Origin of the sequence: Oceanobacillus senegalensis (assembly GCF_900176885.1) — a bacterium.
GTDB classification, from domain to species: domain Bacteria; phylum Bacillota; class Bacilli; order Bacillales; family Amphibacillaceae; genus Oceanobacillus; species Oceanobacillus senegalensis.
On the sequence record NZ_LT839648.1, the window covers coordinates 2637208 to 2658382 of the forward strand.

Here is a 21175-nt window from a genome sequence, read left to right on the forward strand (position 1 = left end):
AAAGACAAATTCTTTTAGGTGTGGGAAGAAAGAAAATCCCCACTGTTTGACTTTATTTCTTCCGGACAGGAATCCAAACTTCACTATAAGCATAATCATTTTTGTGTTCATCCATCTTAGTAAAAGAAAAGCTAGGTGGGAAGCCATTCTGAATAAGTCTTTGCCATTGTTTCTTGTAACGTTGATGGAAATGGGCTGTATTCAACATTATAAGCAGAATAGGTTATACCCTGTTCATCATTGAAATTATTCCTTTCCTTTCTTCCATTCTACTACATATTCATCAAGTACATTTATCAGTTCTTGTCCTATACGTGAATAGGCTTCATCATTTAGATTGGCCAAAGACACTCGAATGGACCACGTAGGTGCTAAAAACCCTTTCCCACTTAATAATACGATTGACGACTTTTCAGCTAGCCGGTATAGAATATCTACTGGTTTATAGTTGTTTTTGAGATAATCAGTAAATCCTTCTTCATAATGAAGGTTACACCATATTTCTAGATCAATTTCTGTATAATAATCTGCTGCATTGGGTAAATTATTCTTCGGCAAATCTAGACCTTCATATAATAGATTCATTCTTCGTTGTAGAATATCTTTCGTCTTTTGTTTGTATTCATTATTCGTATCAAGCATTGCAAAAACGGAGAATATTGCCATTTGTACTTGTTGTGGCGTTGATAATCCAGCTGTGTGATTCATAGCAACATCTCTACTATCTGCTACCATACGATCGATAAACTTAAGATTTTCCGGATTCCGTGTAAGAGAGGAATACCTTTTATTTAAATCGTTTCTCTTTTCTTCTGGTAATTCTTTAATTAATTGATCAAATACATTTGTTTCGTTAATGGCAATGGTTCCTAAACGCCAACCAGTTACACCAAAATACTTGGAAAAAGAGTATACTCCGATTGTATTGAAAGGTAAACCCACCATTAGAGAACGAAACCCGTCAATAAACGTGCCGTACACATCATCGGAAATAATCATAAGGTTAGGATTATCTTCTTTTACAATTCGTATAATTTTTTCAATGGATTCTTTTTTTATCGAAACAGATGGCGGGTTGCTTGGGTTCACTAAAAAAAGTGCTTTGATATCCTTATCCTTTAATTTTTCTAACTCCTCATCTGGATATTGCCATGTATGATGCCCTTCCTCATCAATTTCTGATGCTTCAATTTTCACAAGTTCATAATTATTGTTGGGAAGTTCTGGAATCTCTAAGTACGGTGGAAAAATTGGAACCATCACCGCTATTTTAGCCCCTTTAGGTAGTAAGTGATTCTTATATAACGTTTCAAATATGTAGCACATCGCTGCCGTTGCCCCTTCAACTGCAAATAAATCAAATGTACCACATGACGTTTCTTGATCACACAACTCTTTCAATATGAAATCATGCACGACTTGTTCCGTTCTTACAAGCATTCGATCTGGGGTTGGATAATTATCTCCAATGATTCCATCTACTAATTCATAGACCCATTTATCTGGGTCGAACCGTTTAATCTTCATTCCGTAATGAATGATTTCTTCCAATAATTGAATTCCTGGAACTTGTTGATTTTCCTTAACATACTTATCGAAGCGTTCTGCCATTCCAATACGACTTGGCATACCCGCTAAATCCCCTTCATTCCATACGCGCCTTGATTCCGTAACAGCAAATTGTCCTAGTGCAAAAAACGCCTCTCGAGGTGCAGCACAAGTCCAATTTGGATTACCTCGACCTGCATCTAACATCGTTCTAGTCATTCTCATTTTTCCTTTTGCAAGATCGATAAGTTTGTCTTTTAATTCAAACGGACTTATTTCCTCCAGCTGACGACTTTCCTTGTTTGGTTGATCCATCAAAATCCTCCTAAACAAACTGATAACTCATAACAAGAGTATTCCACAAATTAGAATGGATTATTATTAGACTCCTACTTCTCTTCCGGTAACAGTATATTTAGAAAAGTGTTGAGATAAAAGAAGGTATGATTTATACCATTGAACCAGGAAATTACAAGGACATGATTAGTATTTTTTCATACTATATTCTGGAGGTGGAGAAGTGGCAAGAGTAGCTTATAGGAATGCAGACATTGACTTAATGGCAAGGATGATGAGAGCAGAAGCTGAAGGTGAAGGAAAACAAGGAATGCTATATGTTGGAAATGTTATTGTTAACCGTGCTGTAGCAAATTGTATTGACTTTAACGATTTGAGAACAATTGAAGATGTTATCTTTCAAGTACAGGGAGGCAATTTCTCTTTTGAAGCTGTTCAAAAAGGCAACGTCTTTTATCAAAGAGCAAGAGAATCTGAAAAAAGATTGGCAAGAAAGAATTTGAAATTTTGGAGACAACACCCAGCGAAATATGCCCTTTGGTACTTTAACCCGTATGGTCCATGTCCTCCAACATGGTACGACCAACCTTTTACTGGTCCATATAAACAACATTGCTTCTATGAACCTGTTGCAGGAACATGTGACAGTGTTTATAGCGGATGACCTGAGAAAATTTGGATATTTATAAAATTAAGGGACAGTGTTTGAGGTGACCCCCAAAAGTTAAAGTTTTATATTAAGCAGATAATTGGCTGGTGTGATTGCGGTATTGAACTGGACTCATACCAGCTAATTTTTGCTTGATACGTTTATTATTATAGTAAACTATATGTTTCTCAATCTTGTTTTTTAATTCCTTAAAAGAACACAATGCTTCTCCATGATACATCTCTTGTTTGAGTAAACCGAAAAAGTTTTCCATCGGCGAATTATCTAAGCAGTTTCCTTTTCTAGACATACTTTGAAAAATCTTATTCACTTTCAGTGTTTCTACCCATTTTCTATGTTGATAGTGCCACCCTTGATCAGAATGAATAGTTGTTCTGTATTTTGATTCTTTAACGATTTCTAACGTTTCATTGAGAGGTTTCATCACTAGTTCTAAATTCGGGCGCCTGTTTATTCCAAATGAAATAATTTCGCCATTAAACATATCCATAATCGGATTTAAATATAATTTTCCGTCGGTACATTTAAATTCAGTAATATCTGTCGTTAGTTTTTGAAGTGGCACATTGGTGTAAAATCGACGATTGATGCGGTTTTTGGCAACCTTCCCAATGGTACCTTTATAGGAACGATATTTACGTGTTTTTGTCCAGAATTTCTTGCCTTTAAGTCCTAGTTTCTTCATGATACGTTGAACCTTCTTATGATTCACTTTATGTCCACGGTTTCTTAATTCAAGGTGAATACGACGGTAACCATAATTACCGTTATGTTCATTGAAAATGGATTGAATGAGCCTCTCTAAGTCCTGATCTGGATTTTCCTTCATCATTATTTTAATATGATAATGATATGAAGACTCAGGGATGCCAACTATTTGTAAGACATCTTTTAATTTGAATTCTTCTTTGAGTTCGAATGATAGTGCTGCTTGTGCTTTTCTAGATATCCCTCCGGATCTATCTGAAAAGCTCGCAACTTTTTTAAGTATTCTACCTCCAAACGAAGAAATTCGTATTCTCTTTCCAATTGTTCACGTGTCATTTCTTTTTCATTTATTTGCTTCTTTTTTGTTTGTTTATTTTCTCTATTCTTAGATGTATTAGTCATAGATGGCAGTCCTTTCGTTTCAAAAACATCAACACCCCCCTTAAGAAAGGCTTTCTTCCAGTCAGCTATAATAGTGGAATTTTTCATCCCGAAATGAAGGGCTGTTTCCGTCTCTGAATATCCTGTTCTCTCTATAAATCTTAATACATCTAGCTTAAATTGAACAGAGTAAGTATGTTTCTTCTTCACACTTTTTAAACCATCTTCACCAAATTCTTCATATACTCGTATCCATCTACCTACACTGGATTTTGATTTTATATTATGCTTCTTAGCTAAATCTCTAATTCCTAAATATCCATTTTGATAATCTTTAACTACTTTTATCTTTAAATCATCACTATATTTTTTGACCATAATAGAACACCCCAAAAATTAGTTTTTTCACTCTAACTTTTGGGGTGCACTACAGTTCCTCGTCCCGCAATTTTCCCCTTCATAGATAAAAGCTCTGTGGTAGCATAGAGGCTTAGTTTTCGGTAATGAAGAAAGTGTGCCTTTCCTTCTTTTATTGATTAATCCTTCCTTTCATTAGAATCTACCAAAAACAAGTTGCTCTATTTTTGAAGCGCATGCTGTTGAATAAAAGAATTCGCAAACGTATCTAGAACAAGTGAGCAAATCAAAAAAGCCAAAGGAGAACCTTTGGCTTTGGCTTAAAATAGTTGGAAATGGGACGAGGAACCTGACCCTATGTCCCACTTAGTTTAATTTCTGTGCTGTTCCTGTACGTGAAGATGTTTCAATTGCGTCGAGAAGTTGATGGCGAACGAGAGCATGGGCAAAATCAGGCGTATGGTTCGTACCTTCACGAATATCCTTTGCAAATTGCGCATATAGTCTTCTCGTATTATTTGATACACCTTGCTCATATAGTTCCCCTGAATTACTTGATCCATCAACTGGTCCATCTTGAGCTAAATCATAATAAACAGAGGGAATAGTCATTTCGCTGACCACGGTATCTTCCCCGCGGCCACCTTCCAGTTTTAAATCTGTTAACTGAACTTGTCCAATTGGAGCAGTTAAAATCAAGTCCCCCTTAGTACCGTTAATTTCCCAACGCATATTCTCTCCACGAGAGCTACCACCTCGGTAAAATACAGAGATAGCTGCACCACTATTCACTGTACCTATAATAGAAGCATGATTTGGAGAAGTAACAGGAATACTCTCATTTTCCTCCATTAACAGAACTTCTGATTGGTTGGATACTAGGTTAGCTGAAACACTTGAAAAATCACCGAGCATGTAAGATAAAGCATCTAAGGCATGAAAAATTGGAATAGATAGTAGTGTCGCTCCGTTTGCTGCATCAAATAAATAGGCATGGTTACGATCGGTAACATTTCCCCAAGCCATGCCTGATCCAACTAGAATGGATCCTTGCACCTCACCAATATAACCATCTGCAATTAAATCACGCACGTAACGAATAGCTGGTTGAAAACGTGCCTGTAAGCCTACAGCAGTGCGAACACCAGCTAGCTCAGCGCGTTTAGCAAGATCTTTTGCTTCTTCTAGACCGTTACCAAGTGGCCATTCAGAAAATACCATTTTACCCGCATCCAGAGCAGCAGAGATTAGTTCATGATGGTAAGGAACCCTTACTGTTACAACAACTAAATCCACGTCAGGATGATTTACTAAATCCTTATAATGATCAAAAGCTGGCACTCCAAATTCCTTTTCAGCTGCTTCTGCTGATTCACGACGGCTCGTACTTACTGCCCGTAGTTCATACTCTTCTGGTAATGCTTTAATAGCTGGAATATGTGCGTTGACTGCCCAACTATCAGGGTTTAATGGGCTTGCACCAATAATGCCAACACCAATTTTCTTTTTACTCAATTGTTTTTCAGTTGCCATGCAACCTCTCCTTTACTCTATTTATTATTCCATTTAATTCGCTTGCAAATGAAATGATTAAGAAGGAAGGGTTTAAAAATGGTACCCTCCATCTATTTCATGAGCTTCTCAATCATAAACGCTCTTCAGGTCTAATANGACATCTTTTAATTTGAATTCTTCTTTGAGTTCGAATGATAGTGCTGCTTGTGCTTTTCTAGATATCCCTCCGGATCTATCTGAAAAGCTCGCAACTTTTTTAAGTATTCTACCTCCAAACGAAGAAATTCGTATTCTCTTTCCAATTGTTCACGTGTCATTTCTTTTTCATTTATTTGCTTCTTTTTTGTTTGTTTATTTTCTCTATTCTTAGATGTATTAGTCATAGATGGCAGTCCTTTCGTTTCAAAAACATCAACACCCCCCTTAAGAAAGGCTTTCTTCCAGTCAGCTATAATAGTGGAATTTTTCATCCCGAAATGAAGGGCTGTTTCCGTCTCTGAATATCCTGTTCTCTCTATAAATCTTAATACATCTAGCTTAAATTGAACAGAGTAAGTATGTTTCTTCTTCACACTTTTTAAACCATCTTCACCAAATTCTTCATATACTCGTATCCATCTACCTACACTGGATTTTGATTTTATATTATGCTTCTTAGCTAAATCTCTAATTCCTAAATATCCATTTTGATAATCTTTAACTACTTTTATCTTTAAATCATCACTATATTTTTTGACCATAATAGAACACCCCAAAAATTAGTTTTTTCACTCTAACTTTTGGGGTGCACTACAGTTACCTGTCCCTAGCACTAAAATGAAGGAAGGTTTCCACTTCACCGTCCTATTTATCTCTTTTTTTAAAATTAATTGCCTTTCCTTTTCAACAGTTGGCAGATTGTGCATTATTCACCACAACTTACTTGCCGTATTCTTCGTTATCTCCATCCTCATTTTTTCTGCTTCTTTGTAATTTTTAATGGTCAATCCAGTACATAAAAGATCAATCAAAAAGAGCTGGGTAATTTTTGATACAAGGGATCCACTATCTAATGGGCTTTCTTTTGCAGATGATAATAATACATGATCCGCAAATTTCGTAAGTGGCGATTTAATATAATTGGTTAACACAATAATGGTAGCTTTCCGGTCCTTCGCAATCTTGACTGCGTCAATAATATCCTTTGTACTTCCTGTAAGACTAATTGCAACCACCACGGTATTCTCATCCATTGAAGAACTACGCATCACTTGAAAATGTGGGTCGGTATAGGCTTTGACGTGTTTCCCAATTCGCATAAAGCGCGTTTCCATATCTAAAGCCGCGATTCCGGAGGACCCAACACCAAAAAGAACGACATCTTCGGAGACATCGATGGCATCGATAGCCTGCTGTAGTACTTCCAGATCAAGAATATCGTATGAGTCCTCGACCGCGTGTACGATATTATTCTTGATTTTCTCCACATATGTATCCTCGTGGTCCTGATCCTCATCTACTGAAACCTCTTGAGCAAACAAGAATTTAAAATCTTGAAATCCTTTAAAACCCAATTTCCGGAAAAATCGTAATACCGTGGCCTCCGCTACTCCACTTGATTCCGATAGCTCTGTTAAGGAATGATAAAGTACCTGTTCTTTGTTGTTTTGAATATAATCATAGATCTTATGCTCGGACTTTGTAAATTCAGGCCTGTATTGCTCCATTATTATAGAGGCTTTAACTCCTTTAGGATGTTTTTTCATCTTTCTACCCCCTTCTCTTCACGTAAATATTGATTCCTGTAATGCTTCACGGCTCCCAATAAATTAGCCTTATTCCCATATTCAGCCATTTTCACCTGCAATTTGCTCGCATGATTTGGCATGATTTTCTTATAAAGTGACGTCTTTATCGCATCTAGTAGGAAATCTCCTTGTTCCGAAATCCCTCCACCAATAATAATTAATTCTGGATTTATCATATGAACCACAGACCGAAGTCCATTGGTAAGGTCATCCACCCATTGATGGAAAACTTCAAGCATTTCCTCCTGCCCGTTGCGAAGTTGCTCAAAAAAATCTCTTAAATCCATTATACTGTCAAATTTCTCTTGAACCAACATTTCTAGCGCCTTACTGGATGCATACTGTTCATAGCACCCTTCATTACCACAAGTACAAACCCTTCCACCTGGATACAAATTTATATGACCAATTTCGCCTGCTGCAAAAGCTGGGCCGGCATATAACCCTTCCCTAAGAAACAAAGCACCACCAATGCCAGTACCAATGGTAACACAAAGAAAATCAGCTGCACCTCTAGCTACGCCCATCCAATGTTCGCCAAGAGCCGTACAGTTCACATCATTTTCAACACTTACCTTCAATCCTGTAGCCTCATGAACCTTACTAGATATATTTAAGCCAGTGTACCCTGGAATATTATCTGTCGCATGAAAGACGACACCATTTACGGAATCAATCTGTCCAGCCGTACTGATCGATATACCACTGATTTCCCATTCCGTTTGCAATTCTTTAACTCTTCCAATAACTCGATCAATTAACGCCTCCCCACCCAATCGCACATCGGTAGGAAAGGAATCATGCCTGTATATTTCCCCATTTAGACTGACCACACCATACTTAATCGCAGTGCCACCAATATCAAAAACAGCAATCATTTGTCACACTCCTTCTTCCCCAGAATCGCACAAAAAGAAAAACCTGTACTAGGTTTTTCTCCCTGTGATAGACGAAACACCGCCATCTTACTTATTCAAAAACTGAAATACAATTGATTGATCATTTTTTTGTGAAATGAACAATCTTTTATTAAAATTTGGGTTTTGCACCGGATAGTCTTCTCTATAATGTGCCCCACGACTTTCTCTACGTTCTAACATAGCTTGTAGTAGGATATTAGATAATTGGATAAAGTTTCTTGCCTTTATTGCAAGTTTTCTTGAGTGTTTATTCTCTACTAAATTAGCAAAAGATAAGTCTGATTCTAATGCTTTAATTTCCTCCAAAGCAGCCTTTAGATTTTTCTCCGAACGGACAACATTCGCATGATACCACATGATATCTTTAATTCTATCAATTACCTGATTGGCTGTTAATTCACCTTTACCAGCTGTCATGAAATCATTCAAATTAAAGAATTGTTCTAAATGCTTATTTCCTTCCCTTTTACTTATTTTATAGGAATCAATAGATTGTAAATATTGATTACAATCCTCTGCAGCCCGTTTACCAAACACCATACAAGCCCCAGTAGAATTACCACCAAGCCGATTCGCACCTTCTATATTAGAAGAAAGTTCCCCAATCGCATATAATCCATTAATACCTGTTCTACCATACGTATCAATAAATACGCCACCATTACTAGCGTGGGCAAAAGGAGCAATCTTAACCTTGTCCTTTGTTAAATGAACTCCTTTCTCTTTTAGCCAGTCTAAATATACTGTATAAAACTCTTCTTCAATTTCATAGAGTTTATCATCATATAATAACTTGAAACCATTTTCATTCTTGGAATCTATAATACTTTTCATCATCGCAATGTCAAAATACCTGGAGTCTAGTGAATGTGTAAAAGGCCCGTGTGAACTTCTAATTTCAAGACATTCCTTCTTTGACATCCCTTCAGAAAGATAGGCTTCAAGAATACTCTTTCCATCGTCATCTACAATATCCTTACAGTACATAAGGGTGTGCTCCCCGAATAAGGTTTTGTACCTTGGAGTAGTAATGCCAGGGATAAATTGGATGAATTCCATATTTACTAGACTCGCGCCTGCCTCAAGGGCTAAGATATGCCCCGAACCATCTACATCAGCTGGATTTAAATTATGTTTATAGATACTGCCAAATCCACCTGAAGCTAAAACTACCGCATCACATTCCACAAGAACAAATTCGTTTTCCTTATCTAGAAGAAGTGCGCCAACAATCCGATCCTCTTTTTTAATTAAAGAAATGACGATTGTTTTTTGCATGAGTCTAAAATGATTATATTCATCCAATATCCTTCTAACATTTTCTCGAATTTGGTCCCAATTACTTAATAAAAATATATTTCTTGAATGATTGGCAAAACAGGCTTTTCTTTCCCCTTCTAATTTCTTTGAGATAACGCCGATATCCTTATATTCCTTCACCCTATCAGGAATTTCGTCCACATACACTTCAGCTAAATCTTCTCGATGCATCCCACAACTTAAATCATTAATATCCTGTAAGAAAACTTCTTTATCCGGATTATCTTTCGTAACTTGTGTTCCTAAAGAAGCTTTTAGCGGATAGAAACTTGAACCTGAAGCCAATTTCGTTTTCGTTATCATCAACACATCATGATTTAGATCCAATAATTCTTTACTCACTTTAATTCCCGAAAGTCCACTACCAACAACTAGCACATCTGTTGTTAACTTCTTATTGATGTTTAACATCATTTTCTAAAATCACTCCGCTTTTTTATGGTCATAATAAGTCAGTATTTCATTCTTTTCTTCCGCTCTACTTTTTTCAGTGAAAATCAAACTAAAGATATAACCAGCAAGAAGTGAGACAACTAGGTTAATGAGTGAGTATGCCCATAAGGATATATCTGTAAAGTAAGAAACATAAACTGCAATAATAGCAGTGACGATAAACCCAAGCATGGCACCTTTTGCATTTGCCTTTTTCGTCATAATGCCCAGTGTAAATGTCCCCCCAATAATCCCTAGTACTAGTCCCATTAAGCCATTGAACCATTCGTATGCGGAACTGATATCAGTATAGACAAGTACAATAGCAAAGACTATGGAAAATACACCAACAAACCAAGAAATAAATTTGGCAATACGAGTACTTGCTTCATCATTTAAATCAGGACTGATTATTTTTTGAATATCCAATGTCCAACTAGTCGCAACACTATTCAAACCAGTAGAAAGTGTAGATTGGCCAGCCGCAAACAAAGCTGCTATTAATAAACCAGATATACCCGCTGGTAATTCAGCAACAATATAATTAGCAAAAATTAAATCTGAATTTCCTGTCGGGATATTATTGCCCATTTGTTGTTTATAAAAAACATATAAAGCGGTTCCAATAAAGAAGAACAAAGTAGCTGTACCAAGCGAAAGCACACCATTACCTACTGTCATTTTGTTCATTTGTTTTAAGTCAGTGGTTGTTAAATAACGCTGTACCATATCCTGACTGGAAATATAAGAGAAAGCAGTTGACAATCCAGCACCTAAGAAAATTAAGAACAAACTATCGTTTAAAATATTTGGATCGAATAGAACTTCTTCACTAAAGAATTTATTTTCCGCAACACCTACACGGAAGATTTCAGGTATGCCACCTTGGATGGAGAATATTAGCACAATTAAAGCAAAAATCCCTCCACCGATTAATACCACACCTTGGATAAAGTCTGTCCAGAGCACGGATTTAATACCTCCAAATGAGGAATAAATCGTAGCAATTGCACCCATGAATAAGATAATCCAGACCGCATGAATGCCAGTTACTGCTGATAAAGCAATGGAAGGTAGATACATGATAATCGACATTCTACCAATCTGATAAATAATAAATAAAACACTTGCTATAACACGAAGTTTTTTATCAAATCTTCTTTCTAAATACTCATAAGCAGTATCTAGGTTTAAATCCCGGTAAACTGGAAGGAAAAAGTATATTGCTACTGGTACCGCGATTAATAACCCTAATTGTGCAACCCATAGTTGCCATGAATCGGCATATGAATTACCTGCTAATGATAAGAAAGAAATCGGGCTTAGGAGGGTAGCAAATAAACTTACAGATGTTACCCACCAAGGAATGGATCCGTCGCCTTTAAAAAATTCCTTCCCTTTCATTTCTTTTTTTGCAACGGCAATCCCGATATATAGAATAAATAATAGATATGCAACTAAAATGATATAATCTATTGGCTGAAAACTCCCCATTTTTCATCCCCCTCGTATCATCATTTACAAATATTTTTTAGTAATTTGTTTTGCTCTAGCTACTCCATCTTCATCAAGGGTCTTCATCGGTTTCCTACAAACTCCCGCCGAAACACCCTTATATTTCAATATCTCCTTAATTGTCTGATACAAGCCATTATCCAAAATAGCTGAGATTAAATCATTGGTCACTTTCTGAATTTCTCTCGCTTCATCGATTTGACCTTTTTGAGCTAACTCCATAATTTGTCTAGCTCTTACTCCATTCACATTAAAGGTACTTCCAATAGCCCCATCTACTTTCAATACACTAGCAGAGAGCAACATCTCGTCAAACCCAGAATAGATTAACTTGTCTGGATAAGCATGACGAAGACGTTCTAATAAGAAAAAGTCTGGTGCTGTAAATTTAACGCCAATGACTTTATCATGTTCAAATAATTCCCCGAATTGATCCAGGCTCATATTTACCCCTGTTAGCGCTGGTATAGAATAAATAATTAAGTCATTATCCACATTTTCTAAAATTGTAAAATAGTAATCTTTGATTTCTTCAAAGTCAAACTTGTAGTAGAATGGTGTTACCGCAGAAATCGCATCATAACCTACATCGGTAGCAAATTGTGCAAGTTCCACTGCCTCTTCCATATTCAATGAACCAATTTGCGCAATTAATTTCACCGCGTCTCCTGCTTCATCCTTCACTATCTCAAAAATTTGTTTCTTTTGTTCTGTGGAAATCATAAAGTTTTCCCCTGTACTTCCATTTACATATAACCCATCTACCTTAGAAACATCGATATTGTATCGAACAATTTCTCTCAAACCTTTTTCGTTCACATTTCCTTGTTCATCAAATGAACACATTAACGCTGAATATATCCCTTTCATTATGTCCCTCACCTTTCTGTTTTGATCTCCTCTATTGCTTCATTTACTGCTGTTGCAAATTTCTTAGTAATGACTTGTGGACGTGTAATCGCACTTCCTACGACAACAGCATGTGCACCTAATTGAAGTGCCCGTCTTGCTTTTTCTGGTGTATCAAAATTCCCTTCTGCAATAACAGGAATCGACACTTCAGCTAGGATTCCTTCTAAAACATGTAATGGTACGGATCCTTTGGAGTAAGAAGTGTAGCCAGCTAGTGTCGGAGCAACAATATCCACTCCTGCCCGTTCTGCTACAATAGCCTCATGAACCGTAGAAACATCCCCCATAAATAATTGGTTGGGATACAACTGTTTCATTCGAGAAAAAAACTCCTCAAAACTTTCCCCACTAGGTCTAGTTTGCTTGGTAGCATCCATCGCTATGATGTCCACCCCTTCCTGGTGCAGTTCATCTACTTCCTTGTCAGTTGGCGTAATGAAAACATCGCTATCCGGAAAGTCCCTTTTAACAATCCCTATGATTGGAAGGTCGACTTCCTTTTTGATCGCTTGAATATCCTTTATCGAATTCGCGCGAATCCCTAAAGCCCCACCTTGCATTGCCGCCAATGCCATTTTTCCCATAATGAAATCACTATGTAATGGCTCATCCTCTAGCGCCTGACAGGAAACTATTAACTTCCTATTAATCTTGTCTAATGTTGTCATAAACATTCCCCTTAATCATTCATTTACAAGCTTTAAGTAAAAGCGTTTTCATTAACTAAACTATAACATCATGATAATTAACTGTCAACATTAAATTTTAAGTGATATTTTTGATTCAATAGTGACTTTTACTATTCATTTTAAAAATATATTTGACAATAATATGTTACAATGGTATTATTTTCCGTTGATTAGGAATTTTTTGATAAATAAAAAGGAGGTTATTTAAAAGGGAAGTTATTAGGTAGGTAGGATGCTTAAAGATACCACAAACCAAATACCAGCGTTCAATTTTTCAAGTGACCATCCACGAAACCTACAAAACACGTAAACTAATAATTTTATAACAAAAGGAGGAAATAATTATAATGAAAAAGTTATTCTTGTTAGTACTAAGTATTGTCATGATTATTGGAATCCCTTCCATTGACAATCAAGCATTTGCAATTTCAGCTTTTGATAAGACAGAACCATTACTTCAAGTCAAAAATCAAACGATTAACGATGGGAACTTTATCAATCTAAACGATAAAGTCAATCAATTAAAGGAATTAGATGAAGGAACAATTATTGTACGATTCCGATATGCGGGTTCTTCTATTATGTCTCTATTTTCTTTAAGCAATAGTAGTCTGTACGACGGACATTTTCACCTATACATTTCCCCCTCCACAGTTGGAAGTGAAAATCGTTACTCCAAGCCAGGGGAAACAAAAGAAAATATTCATGTCTCCGCTTCTACTAATTTAAAAGAAGGAAATGTTTATACACTTGCCATGGTAATGAGTAAAGAAGAAGGATACAAATACTTCCTAGATGGTGAACTCATTAAAGAAGACAAAAAGTCGCCTAGAAAATTCCTAAGCAATATCTATAATCCTGATAGTGCCCAATTAGGACGTACGGAAAGGGCCTCTGGCGGCAACCAATATGAGTTCAGTGGTGATATCGATTTTGCTGAAATCTATAGTACACCTCTACCAGATGAACACTTGAAAGAAATTACTGAGGTTACGGAAAAGGAGCAATTGACCAATCCAATGCCAGAGGAGGTATTTGTTACCGAACCTTATAACGTTTTTTATCCGGGTTTCATGGACTCCAATAACTACCGAATTCCAGCACTGATATACACAGAAAAAGGCACACTAATAGCTGGAATTGATCGGCGTGTGGACAGTGGTGCAGACTCACCAAACAATATTGATGCTGTCATACGACGAAGCTTTGATAACGGAACGACTTGGGAGGATAATGGTATTTACATTAACGATTACCCAGATCAAGCATCCAATATTGATCTAGCGTTTTTACAAGATAAATCTAACCAGAGAATTTTTGCTGCAGTAGATGGTTTCCCACATGGTGCCGGACTAATGGGCGGATTTGGCGTTAATTCATTAAAAGGGTCAGGTTTTATAACAATGAACAGCGAAAAATATATGTTCCTTACCGATGTAGATGGGAAAGAATACACCATTAGGGAAGAAGGAATTATATACGATGATTCTGGAAAACAAACGGATTACACAGTTGATGGCAAAAGAGGCCTATATAAAAATGAAGTGAAAATAGATAATATTTTCAGTGAGACTTCCCCTCTCAAGCCATTAAAAACTTCTTACTTAGAGCTATATTACAGTGATGATGAAGGAGAAACATGGTCAGGGATTATTGATTTAAATGATGAAGTGAAAGAAGAATGGATGGCATTTTTAGGAACCGGCCCAGGAAATGGAATACAGCTAACACAGGGTAAACATAAAGGAAGACTCATATTTCCGGTCTATTTCTTAAATGACCATTACAAACAGGCTAGTGCAGTGATTTACAGTGATGATAACGGAAAAACATGGCATCGCGGGGAATCTCCAAATGAAGGTAGAATCGTAGAAAATGGAGATGTAATCCATGAAAAAGATTTTAATAATTCCAAGTACGAAATTACAGAGGCACAAGTCGTTGAAATGCCTGACGGTCAACTGAAGATGTTTATGCGAAATCACTCTGGATATGCTCAAATTGCAACCAGCTTTGATGGCGGGGAAACATGGGATTCACATGTAGTAACCGAAGAAGCATTAGTTGCTCCGTACAGTCAAATGTCAGCTATTCGTTATAATGGACAAATTGATGGAAAGGAAGCAGTTATCTTTTCTAGTGCAAATGATCATAATAGTCGTGTCGATGGAACTGTGAGAATTGGACTAATTGAGGAAAATGGAACACATCAAAATGGCCGTACCAATTATACATTTGATTGGAAATATGAACAACTTATCAAAGAAGGAGCATATGGTTATTCCAGCCTCACAAATCTTTCTAACGGAAACATTGGCTTATTTTATGAAGGAACTGCTAACACTGTCATGGATTTCATTAAGTTCAATACGGACTTTGTGAAGTGGGACAAATATAAAGAAGCACCCGCACCTGAAGTAGAAGCCTTTGATGTCGTATTTAAAACACCTAATGTATATCGCCCTGGGGATAAAATACAGGTGGAAATGACCTTTTCTGACTATGTCCTGTTAATGGGAGATAAACAACTTACTGGTAAAATAGATGGAAAAGATATTTCATTTGAATTCGTTGAACAATCAGGAAAGAACCAATTTGTATTTGAAGGAGTAATTCCAGAATTACCCCCTAGGAAGTATGACTTAGATGTTACTATCAATAAAGACTTACAGATTTATAATGTTTATGGGATTTGGTTAGATAAAGAGAATACTAAATTATCAGACGCTGTTCGAATAACTAGATAGATAACATCGGAATTTCTGTGTAAAATGGCAGAACGTGCAGAATTTATCTGACCGTTCTGCCATTTTCACCTATGCAGTACTTACTGAAGACAAAATAGGAGTGAGAACCGTCTATTATGAGAAATAAAAATGAGACTCAATTGAGTTACAACACCATACCAATCATACTCTCGTTTTTGTTACCTATTAATTACTCCCTAAAGCCTCTTCATCTGCAATCATAGTAACATGCTTGTGCTTCTGCAAAATTGATGCTGGAAATTCTGAGGAAACCTCTCCATTTAACAATCGGGTTACAGCCTTAGCCTTACTCTCTCCTGATACTAGTAAAAGAATCTCCCTACTTTCCATAATTGTCTCTATTCCCATTGTTATTGCCTTCTCAGGAACTTCATCAATCGAATCAAAAAACCTAGCATTCGCCTTTCTAGTAGACGAATCTAAATCAACAACATGTGTCAGACTAGATAAAGGAGTTCCTGGCTCATTAAATCCTATATGACCGTTTACTCCTAATCCCAATACTTGAACATCAATTTGACCAACACTTCGAATCTGCTTCTCATATTCCATGCATTCTTCTTCCAAATTCGCCACATCACCACTTGGGATATGTACCTGATCCATCGAAATATCTATATGCTTAAATAATTTTTCATACATATAATGATAATAACTATTGGGGTGACTTTTTGCTAAACCAACATATTCATCAAGATTAAATGTTGATAAATCTTTAAAGGATACTTCATCTTGTCTATTCTTTTCTACTAGCCTTTGATACAACCCCTCAGGTGTAGATCCCGTTGCTAACCCTAACACAGGTTTTTCTATCTGTGCTACCTTATCTATAATGAACCTACATGCCTTCTCACTTAATTCATCGTAATCTTTCACTTTAATAATTTTCATACTATTCTCCTTCATAAGCAATTATTCCACGGCAAAATGTATATTTTATATTCAATTCATCATCAACCAATAAAATATCTGCATCTTTCCCTACTGAAATGCTTCCTTTTCTATCATAAACACCAATCTGCTTTGCCGGATTCATAGCAGTCATTTCAATAATATTTTTTATTTCGACTCCATCTAACTGCAACATTTGTCTTGCACCATCATCCATCTTCAAAATACTTCCAGCTAATGTTTCATCTTCTAGTACAGCCCATTCATCGGTTACTTTTACTGGTTGGCCTCCTAACTCATACTGTCCTGCTGGTAAACCTTTCGCACGCATGGAATCAGTAATCAATATTAATCGTTCGCTCCCAACATTGTTATAAATCAGTTGTAACATATCGGGTGAAACATGAATCCCATCCGCAATAAGTTCCGCTCGTAATTCTTTCAGCTCAAAAGCCGCGCCTACCGCTCCAATATCACGATGATGGATTCCATTCATTGCATTACATAGATGAGTTAATTGACGCACGCCTTCCCTAACTGCTTTTTTCATTCCCTCAAAGCCTACGTTAGTATGACCCGCTGATACATTAATACCAGACACAGCTAAATAACTGATAAGTTCCCCCTCTTCATCATGTTCAGGTGCAAGTGTGACCGTTTTTATTTTACTACCGGAAAGTGCTTGCCATTTTTGGAACTGTTCAAGATCTGGTTTAATTATGTATTGAAGAGGTTGCGCACCGGCTTTCGACTTTTCAACGTACGGCCCCTCAAGATGTATACCTATCACTTCTGCATGACTCATCTTACTTTCATAGTTGGCGACATTTTTTAATGCCTTTTCAATATTATCCGTTGATTGGGTTATCGTTGTTGCTAAAAAACTTGTCGTTCCTTCTTGTGGTAAAGCAGTAGCTATTTTGTCTAAAGTCTCTTCCCTTGCATCCATCATATCTGCTCCATTAGCTCCATGAATATGTCCATCAATAAACCCAGGAATAGCATTTAGATTCATACCATTCATTATCTGTGTTTGCCTAGGTAAACCAGTTGGTTCTGTGGAATAAACTCCAGTGATTTTACTATCTTCCATTAGAATAAATCCATTTATGAGGATTTCCTCTTCCAAAAATACGTTTATGTTTTTTATCAAAATTGGATTTGTTCTACTCAAATTTGACCATCTCCTTAATTACAATGAAAGACATATTAATACCATTGCTACCCTTCACCAACTACAATTAACTCTGGATTAACCATTGTTCATAGCATCCAATATTCCCACTTATCAAAACCGCCTTCATCAATTAGAACTATAACATCACGACTCCAAACCGTCAATATTTATTATTTTATGGTAATCTATTGTCATTTAGGGGGTTATCCTTTCTTAGAAAGATTATATTTCCAGCTTAAAATTTGGAACCTAATTCTAATAGTACGATTTATTAACACTTCAAATAAAAAGTACAGAACTCTGTATTTCCTGCAAAGTTCTGTACTTCTTTTAACTAGATTAAAATCCGTTCAAAATATGAAAAGGGCACGTTTCGTATAATAAAACGTACCCTTTAATTACGAAAGATTCTATTGATTATTATTGGACAATAACTTTTCCAAGCATTCCTTCCTGAACATGGAAACGACAAATCAATTCATATGTACCAGGTTGATCTGGTTTAACAGTAATGGTTTTTTCACCTCCCGGCTGAATTTCTTCATCTATTCCGAGTTTCCCTACTGTAAAAGTGTGTTTTTTATTGCCGTTGTTTTTCAATATCAGAGTGGTTGTTTTTTCCTTTGGAATCGTGATGGTATCCGGATTAAAAAAATCATCTTTTAATTCGACTTCTAATGTGTTTTCCTTCTCCATAGATTGTATTTCGGTACCGGACACCGCTAATACACCAATTGAGCCTATCGTCATCAATCCAAGTAATAAAACAAATCCTACGATGTATTTTTTCAAAAACATTCATCATCCCTCCTTCCTCCATACTATTTTCTTCCAATTAATCAAAAATTATTACAAAGAGTAGCCCTCCACTTTTAAAAATGAGGCTACCCTGAATCTTCAAATGATATGAACTTTAACTTTCCTTATTACTATCTAACCTTACATACAAAAATGAACAGGAATAGCATTTGTCATGTTCTCATGAAGTCATCCAATAAAGAAACCTGCGGCTAAATATAGAACTGCGGCGATACCCACACCAATTGACACAATTTTTAATTTATACCGAGCATAATCGATGAGAGGAACCTGCAGAATGGATGCTGTTGTTATTGTCGTATCACCAAGCGGCGATGTCATAGCACCGAATGATCCGCTAGCAAATACCGCCCCAACTGTCATTGGGAGGGATGCACCAGTGGATGTTGCCAATGCAATTCCAAGGGGCATGAAAATCCCCCATGTCCCAAAGGAGGAACCAAGGAAATAGCTGACAACCGAACCAATTAAAAAGACAATGGCTGGGATCGTGAAGGCTGGAAGAAATGACCCCAGGGTTGACCCGATAAACTGGGAAAATCCGAGATCCTCTGCTACCAAAGATAGTGACCATACAAGCACAAGGAGAACAATTGGTTGCATCAATTGATTACCACCATCGTAAAAGTGATAGATTGTTTCACCCAATTTCTGTTTTCTTAGCATATAGAAGATAAATGTAACAATCAATGTAATAAATACTGCAAGAAGAATGACAAAGGTAGCATTTGCTTTCGCAAAAGCATCCAGGATTCCTGTAGCACCTTTTTCCATACCGTCATACCATAACAGGTATAATGTCAACCCAAGTAGCAAAAACAAAGGGACTATCAGGTTCCATGGCTGTGCTTTCACAGTGGATAACTCCTTTTTAATTCCTATGCGGTGAAGATTCTCTTCCTCGCCCTGTTGTTTGTTTTTGGTGTCTTTCTTTTCAGGTTTGGACCAAAAAGTCCAAATCAGTCCAATGATTAGCATCACAATCGCAAAAAAGTTAAACGGAATACTGTAGAGGAACACTTGATAAGCACTTTCCTCTAGGTTATGTTTTTGGATGCCACCTTCAATCAGTGAGACCATAAAGCCAACAAAAGCCGTTGCAACTGGCAGTAGCACAATCACGGACCCTGTTGAAATGTCCATGGTAAAACCAACTTTCCAACTGGACATGTTAACTTTTTTTAGCAATGTTTTGATAACTGGTCCAATCATCATGATTCGAAACATCGGCATCATGAATGTAAAAGGGAGAGTCATCCAGATGACCGCGAGGAGACCGCGCTCAGAATTTATTTTATCGCCAACCCACTCGGCAAAACCTCTAACACCCCCGGATATCTGCATCATTCCGATTAGTCCACCGAACAAATAGAGAAAGGCAATAATATTTATATTCCCCGGGTCGGATAACGTTGTTACGATATAGTTGACCGTCTCTTTTGCCCCACCTAGTACACGGAAGTCTACCAAAAATGCACCAACAGCCAGTCCCAGTACAAGTCCGGGCAATATCTTCTTTAACCAGATGGAAAATGCAATCACAATCACAAACGGAATCAATGAAAGCCATGTTTGTTCCACAAAAATATCATCTCCTCCCCATAGTCATATATTGATACATTTTCCTCATTAACAAATTTTATACAACTATTTTCCGGAGAAAATATACGTTTCCAACATACGATAAACTAGCCTTTTGCCGTTTTCTTTTTAGTAACTCTCTTATAACGTCGTTTTCTAGCCACACTAGTAGTATGAACGGTTCTGTATATTTTAAATGATTTCCTGTGAGGCACATTGAATTAGCAACATAATGAAAATCAGAAAAGAGTAATTTTACAACTTAGTGGTAAGCTACATTAAGAATTTGCAGATTGATTTTAGTTAGGAGTTATGTATTTTAGAAAGAAGTATGAATAAATATGTGAAAATCACGAATTGTTTTTTTATATATCACTAGATAGAAAAATTGGTAGGTTAATTGATATCGTAGCTGTCATTTCAACTGTGATGGGGAGTGGTACGCACTGGTATTTGGTGCCATGCAATTCAACGGGGAATAAGCCATCATCATTATCTTTGTATTCCTTATCACTTCCGTAGACTCTCGTACATTTGTTTAGGGATGACAGCAAACGGGTCCCAGAATCCAAGGAATTAAGGTAATTTGGGGAATTTTACTGTCTGCTACTGCACTTGCTCTGCTTTATTCTGGTGGATTACTAGCTTTTCAAAATACTATGATCATTGCGGCTCAGTTACATTAGGACTCTTAGTAAATTGTTTGATTAAATCCTTACAACAGGATAAAAAGAAACGGAGTTTTGACTAACTGAAATATGCTAAAAAAAGAATGTAACAAGGAGTGCTTGGCTATGTTGTCAACCTCCCACTTCTCTATCCACTAGATAATTTGAGAGACTATTTTTTAAGTATTTCATTTATCCATTCAAACACTCCATTTTAGGA

At 36.7% G+C, this 21175-nt stretch carries 17 protein-coding genes; 2 read left to right on the forward strand and 15 right to left on the reverse strand.

Features of this window, described 5'->3' with window-relative positions:
* Positions 1 to 246 precede the first annotated feature (246 nt).
* Positions 247 to 1863, reverse strand: coding sequence for an aspartate 4-decarboxylase (gene aspD, locus CAO17_RS12720; RefSeq protein ID WP_085993119.1), 1617 nt, complete (start codon positions 1861 to 1863; stop codon positions 247 to 249).
* 205 nt (positions 1864 to 2068) lie between these two features.
* Here aspD and CAO17_RS12725 point away from each other — a divergent pair, with 205 nt between their 5' ends.
* Positions 2069 to 2509: a cell wall hydrolase gene (locus CAO17_RS12725; protein ID WP_085993120.1), complete on the forward strand. Its 441-nt coding sequence runs from the start codon at positions 2069 to 2071 to the stop codon at positions 2507 to 2509.
* A 73-nt stretch (positions 2510 to 2582) separates the two neighbouring features.
* Here CAO17_RS12725 and CAO17_RS12730 read toward each other — a convergent pair whose 3' ends face one another.
* The 10 genes from CAO17_RS12730 to CAO17_RS12775 all read right to left on the reverse strand — a co-directional run bounded on the left by CAO17_RS12730 (position 2583) and on the right by CAO17_RS12775 (position 13030).
* Positions 2583 to 3506 (reverse strand): IS3 family transposase, encoded by a 924-nt coding sequence (locus tag CAO17_RS12730; protein ID WP_342744230.1) that lies wholly within the window; start codon positions 3504 to 3506, stop codon positions 2583 to 2585.
* Positions 3407 to 3982 (reverse strand): helix-turn-helix domain-containing protein, encoded by a 576-nt coding sequence (locus tag CAO17_RS12735; protein WP_085992216.1) that lies wholly within the window; start codon positions 3980 to 3982, stop codon positions 3407 to 3409. The genes CAO17_RS12730 and CAO17_RS12735 overlap by 100 nt, the downstream gene beginning before the upstream one ends.
* A 345-nt stretch (positions 3983 to 4327) precedes the next feature.
* Positions 4328 to 5494, reverse strand: coding sequence for a Gfo/Idh/MocA family protein (locus CAO17_RS12740; protein ID WP_085992217.1), 1167 nt, complete (start codon positions 5492 to 5494; stop codon positions 4328 to 4330).
* A gap of 146 nt (positions 5495 to 5640) precedes the next feature.
* Positions 5641 to 6216 carry a helix-turn-helix domain-containing protein gene (locus CAO17_RS12745; protein ID WP_085992216.1) on the reverse strand — a complete coding sequence of 192 codons (576 nt, stop codon included), beginning with the start codon at positions 6214 to 6216 and terminating at the stop codon, positions 5641 to 5643.
* Positions 6217 to 6384: 168 nt separating this feature from the next.
* Positions 6385 to 7221: a MurR/RpiR family transcriptional regulator gene (locus CAO17_RS12750; protein ID WP_085993122.1), complete on the reverse strand. Its 837-nt coding sequence runs from the start codon at positions 7219 to 7221 to the stop codon at positions 6385 to 6387.
* Entirely contained in the window at positions 7218 to 8141 is a 924-nt protein-coding gene (locus CAO17_RS12755; RefSeq protein ID WP_085993123.1) for an ROK family protein, read from the reverse strand. Before CAO17_RS12755 ends, CAO17_RS12750 begins: the two co-directional genes overlap by 4 nt.
* A gap of 87 nt (positions 8142 to 8228) precedes the next feature.
* Positions 8229 to 9917, reverse strand: a complete 1689-nt coding sequence (locus CAO17_RS12760) for an FAD-binding protein (RefSeq protein ID WP_245831841.1) — start codon at positions 9915 to 9917, stop codon at positions 8229 to 8231.
* 9 nt (positions 9918 to 9926) lie between these two features.
* Positions 9927 to 11429 carry a sodium:solute symporter family protein gene (locus CAO17_RS12765; RefSeq protein ID WP_085993124.1) on the reverse strand — a complete coding sequence of 501 codons (1503 nt, stop codon included), beginning with the start codon at positions 11427 to 11429 and terminating at the stop codon, positions 9927 to 9929.
* 24 nt (positions 11430 to 11453) lie between these two features.
* Positions 11454 to 12320, reverse strand: coding sequence for an N-acetylneuraminate lyase (locus tag CAO17_RS12770; protein ID WP_085993125.1), 867 nt, complete (start codon positions 12318 to 12320; stop codon positions 11454 to 11456).
* 8 nt (positions 12321 to 12328) lie between these two features.
* A complete protein-coding gene (locus CAO17_RS12775) occupies positions 12329 to 13030 on the reverse strand; it encodes an N-acetylmannosamine-6-phosphate 2-epimerase (RefSeq protein WP_085993126.1) in 702 nt (233 codons plus the stop codon).
* Positions 13031 to 13398: 368 nt separating this feature from the next.
* On the opposite strand from CAO17_RS12775, the gene CAO17_RS12780 reads away from it, so the two are divergent.
* A complete protein-coding gene (locus CAO17_RS12780; protein WP_085993127.1) occupies positions 13399 to 15798 on the forward strand; it encodes a sialidase family protein in 2400 nt (799 codons plus the stop codon).
* Positions 15799 to 15984: 186 nt separating this feature from the next.
* Here CAO17_RS12780 and nagB read toward each other — a convergent pair whose 3' ends face one another.
* The 4 genes from nagB to CAO17_RS12800 all read right to left on the reverse strand — a co-directional run bounded on the left by nagB (position 15985) and on the right by CAO17_RS12800 (position 20287).
* Positions 15985 to 16710: a glucosamine-6-phosphate deaminase gene (gene nagB, locus CAO17_RS12785; RefSeq protein WP_085993128.1), complete on the reverse strand. Its 726-nt coding sequence runs from the start codon at positions 16708 to 16710 to the stop codon at positions 15985 to 15987.
* Position 16711: 1 nt separating this feature from the next.
* Positions 16712 to 17884 (reverse strand): N-acetylglucosamine-6-phosphate deacetylase, encoded by a 1173-nt coding sequence (nagA, locus tag CAO17_RS12790; protein WP_245831842.1) that lies wholly within the window; start codon positions 17882 to 17884, stop codon positions 16712 to 16714.
* A 423-nt stretch (positions 17885 to 18307) separates the two neighbouring features.
* A complete protein-coding gene (locus CAO17_RS12795; protein ID WP_085993129.1) occupies positions 18308 to 18685 on the reverse strand; it encodes a cupredoxin domain-containing protein in 378 nt (125 codons plus the stop codon).
* Positions 18686 to 18874: 189 nt separating this feature from the next.
* Entirely contained in the window at positions 18875 to 20287 is a 1413-nt protein-coding gene (locus tag CAO17_RS12800) for a Na+/H+ antiporter NhaC family protein (protein WP_085993130.1), read from the reverse strand.
* Between the last annotated feature and the right edge of the window lie 888 nt (positions 20288 to 21175).

Coding starts and splice junctions, on each gene's coding strand:
- CAO17_RS12740 (WP_085992217.1), bottom strand. CDS start 5,494: ATGGCAACTGAAAAACAATTGAGTAAAAAGAAAATTGGTGTTGGCATT.
- CAO17_RS12780 (WP_085993127.1), top strand. CDS start 13,399: ATGAAAAAGTTATTCTTGTTAGTACTAAGTATTGTCATGATTATTGGA.
- nagB (WP_085993128.1), bottom strand. CDS start 16,710: ATGAAAATTATTAAAGTGAAAGATTACGATGAATTAAGTGAGAAGGCA.
- CAO17_RS12795 (WP_085993129.1), bottom strand. CDS start 18,685: ATGTTTTTGAAAAAATACATCGTAGGATTTGTTTTATTACTTGGATTG.
- CAO17_RS12735 (WP_085992216.1), bottom strand. CDS start 3,982: ATGGTCAAAAAATATAGTGATGATTTAAAGATAAAAGTAGTTAAAGAT.
- CAO17_RS12770 (WP_085993125.1), bottom strand. CDS start 12,320: ATGAAAGGGATATATTCAGCGTTAATGTGTTCATTTGATGAACAAGGA.
- CAO17_RS12745 (WP_085992216.1), bottom strand. CDS start 6,216: ATGGTCAAAAAATATAGTGATGATTTAAAGATAAAAGTAGTTAAAGAT.
- aspD (WP_085993119.1), bottom strand. CDS start 1,863: ATGGATCAACCAAACAAGGAAAGTCGTCAGCTGGAGGAAATAAGTCCG.
- CAO17_RS12760 (WP_245831841.1), bottom strand. CDS start 9,917: ATGATGTTAAACATCAATAAGAAGTTAACAACAGATGTGCTAGTTGTT.
- CAO17_RS12765 (WP_085993124.1), bottom strand. CDS start 11,429: ATGGGGAGTTTTCAGCCAATAGATTATATCATTTTAGTTGCATATCTA.
- CAO17_RS12755 (WP_085993123.1), bottom strand. CDS start 8,141: ATGATTGCTGTTTTTGATATTGGTGGCACTGCGATTAAGTATGGTGTG.
- CAO17_RS12750 (WP_085993122.1), bottom strand. CDS start 7,221: ATGAAAAAACATCCTAAAGGAGTTAAAGCCTCTATAATAATGGAGCAA.
- CAO17_RS12775 (WP_085993126.1), bottom strand. CDS start 13,030: ATGACAACATTAGACAAGATTAATAGGAAGTTAATAGTTTCCTGTCAG.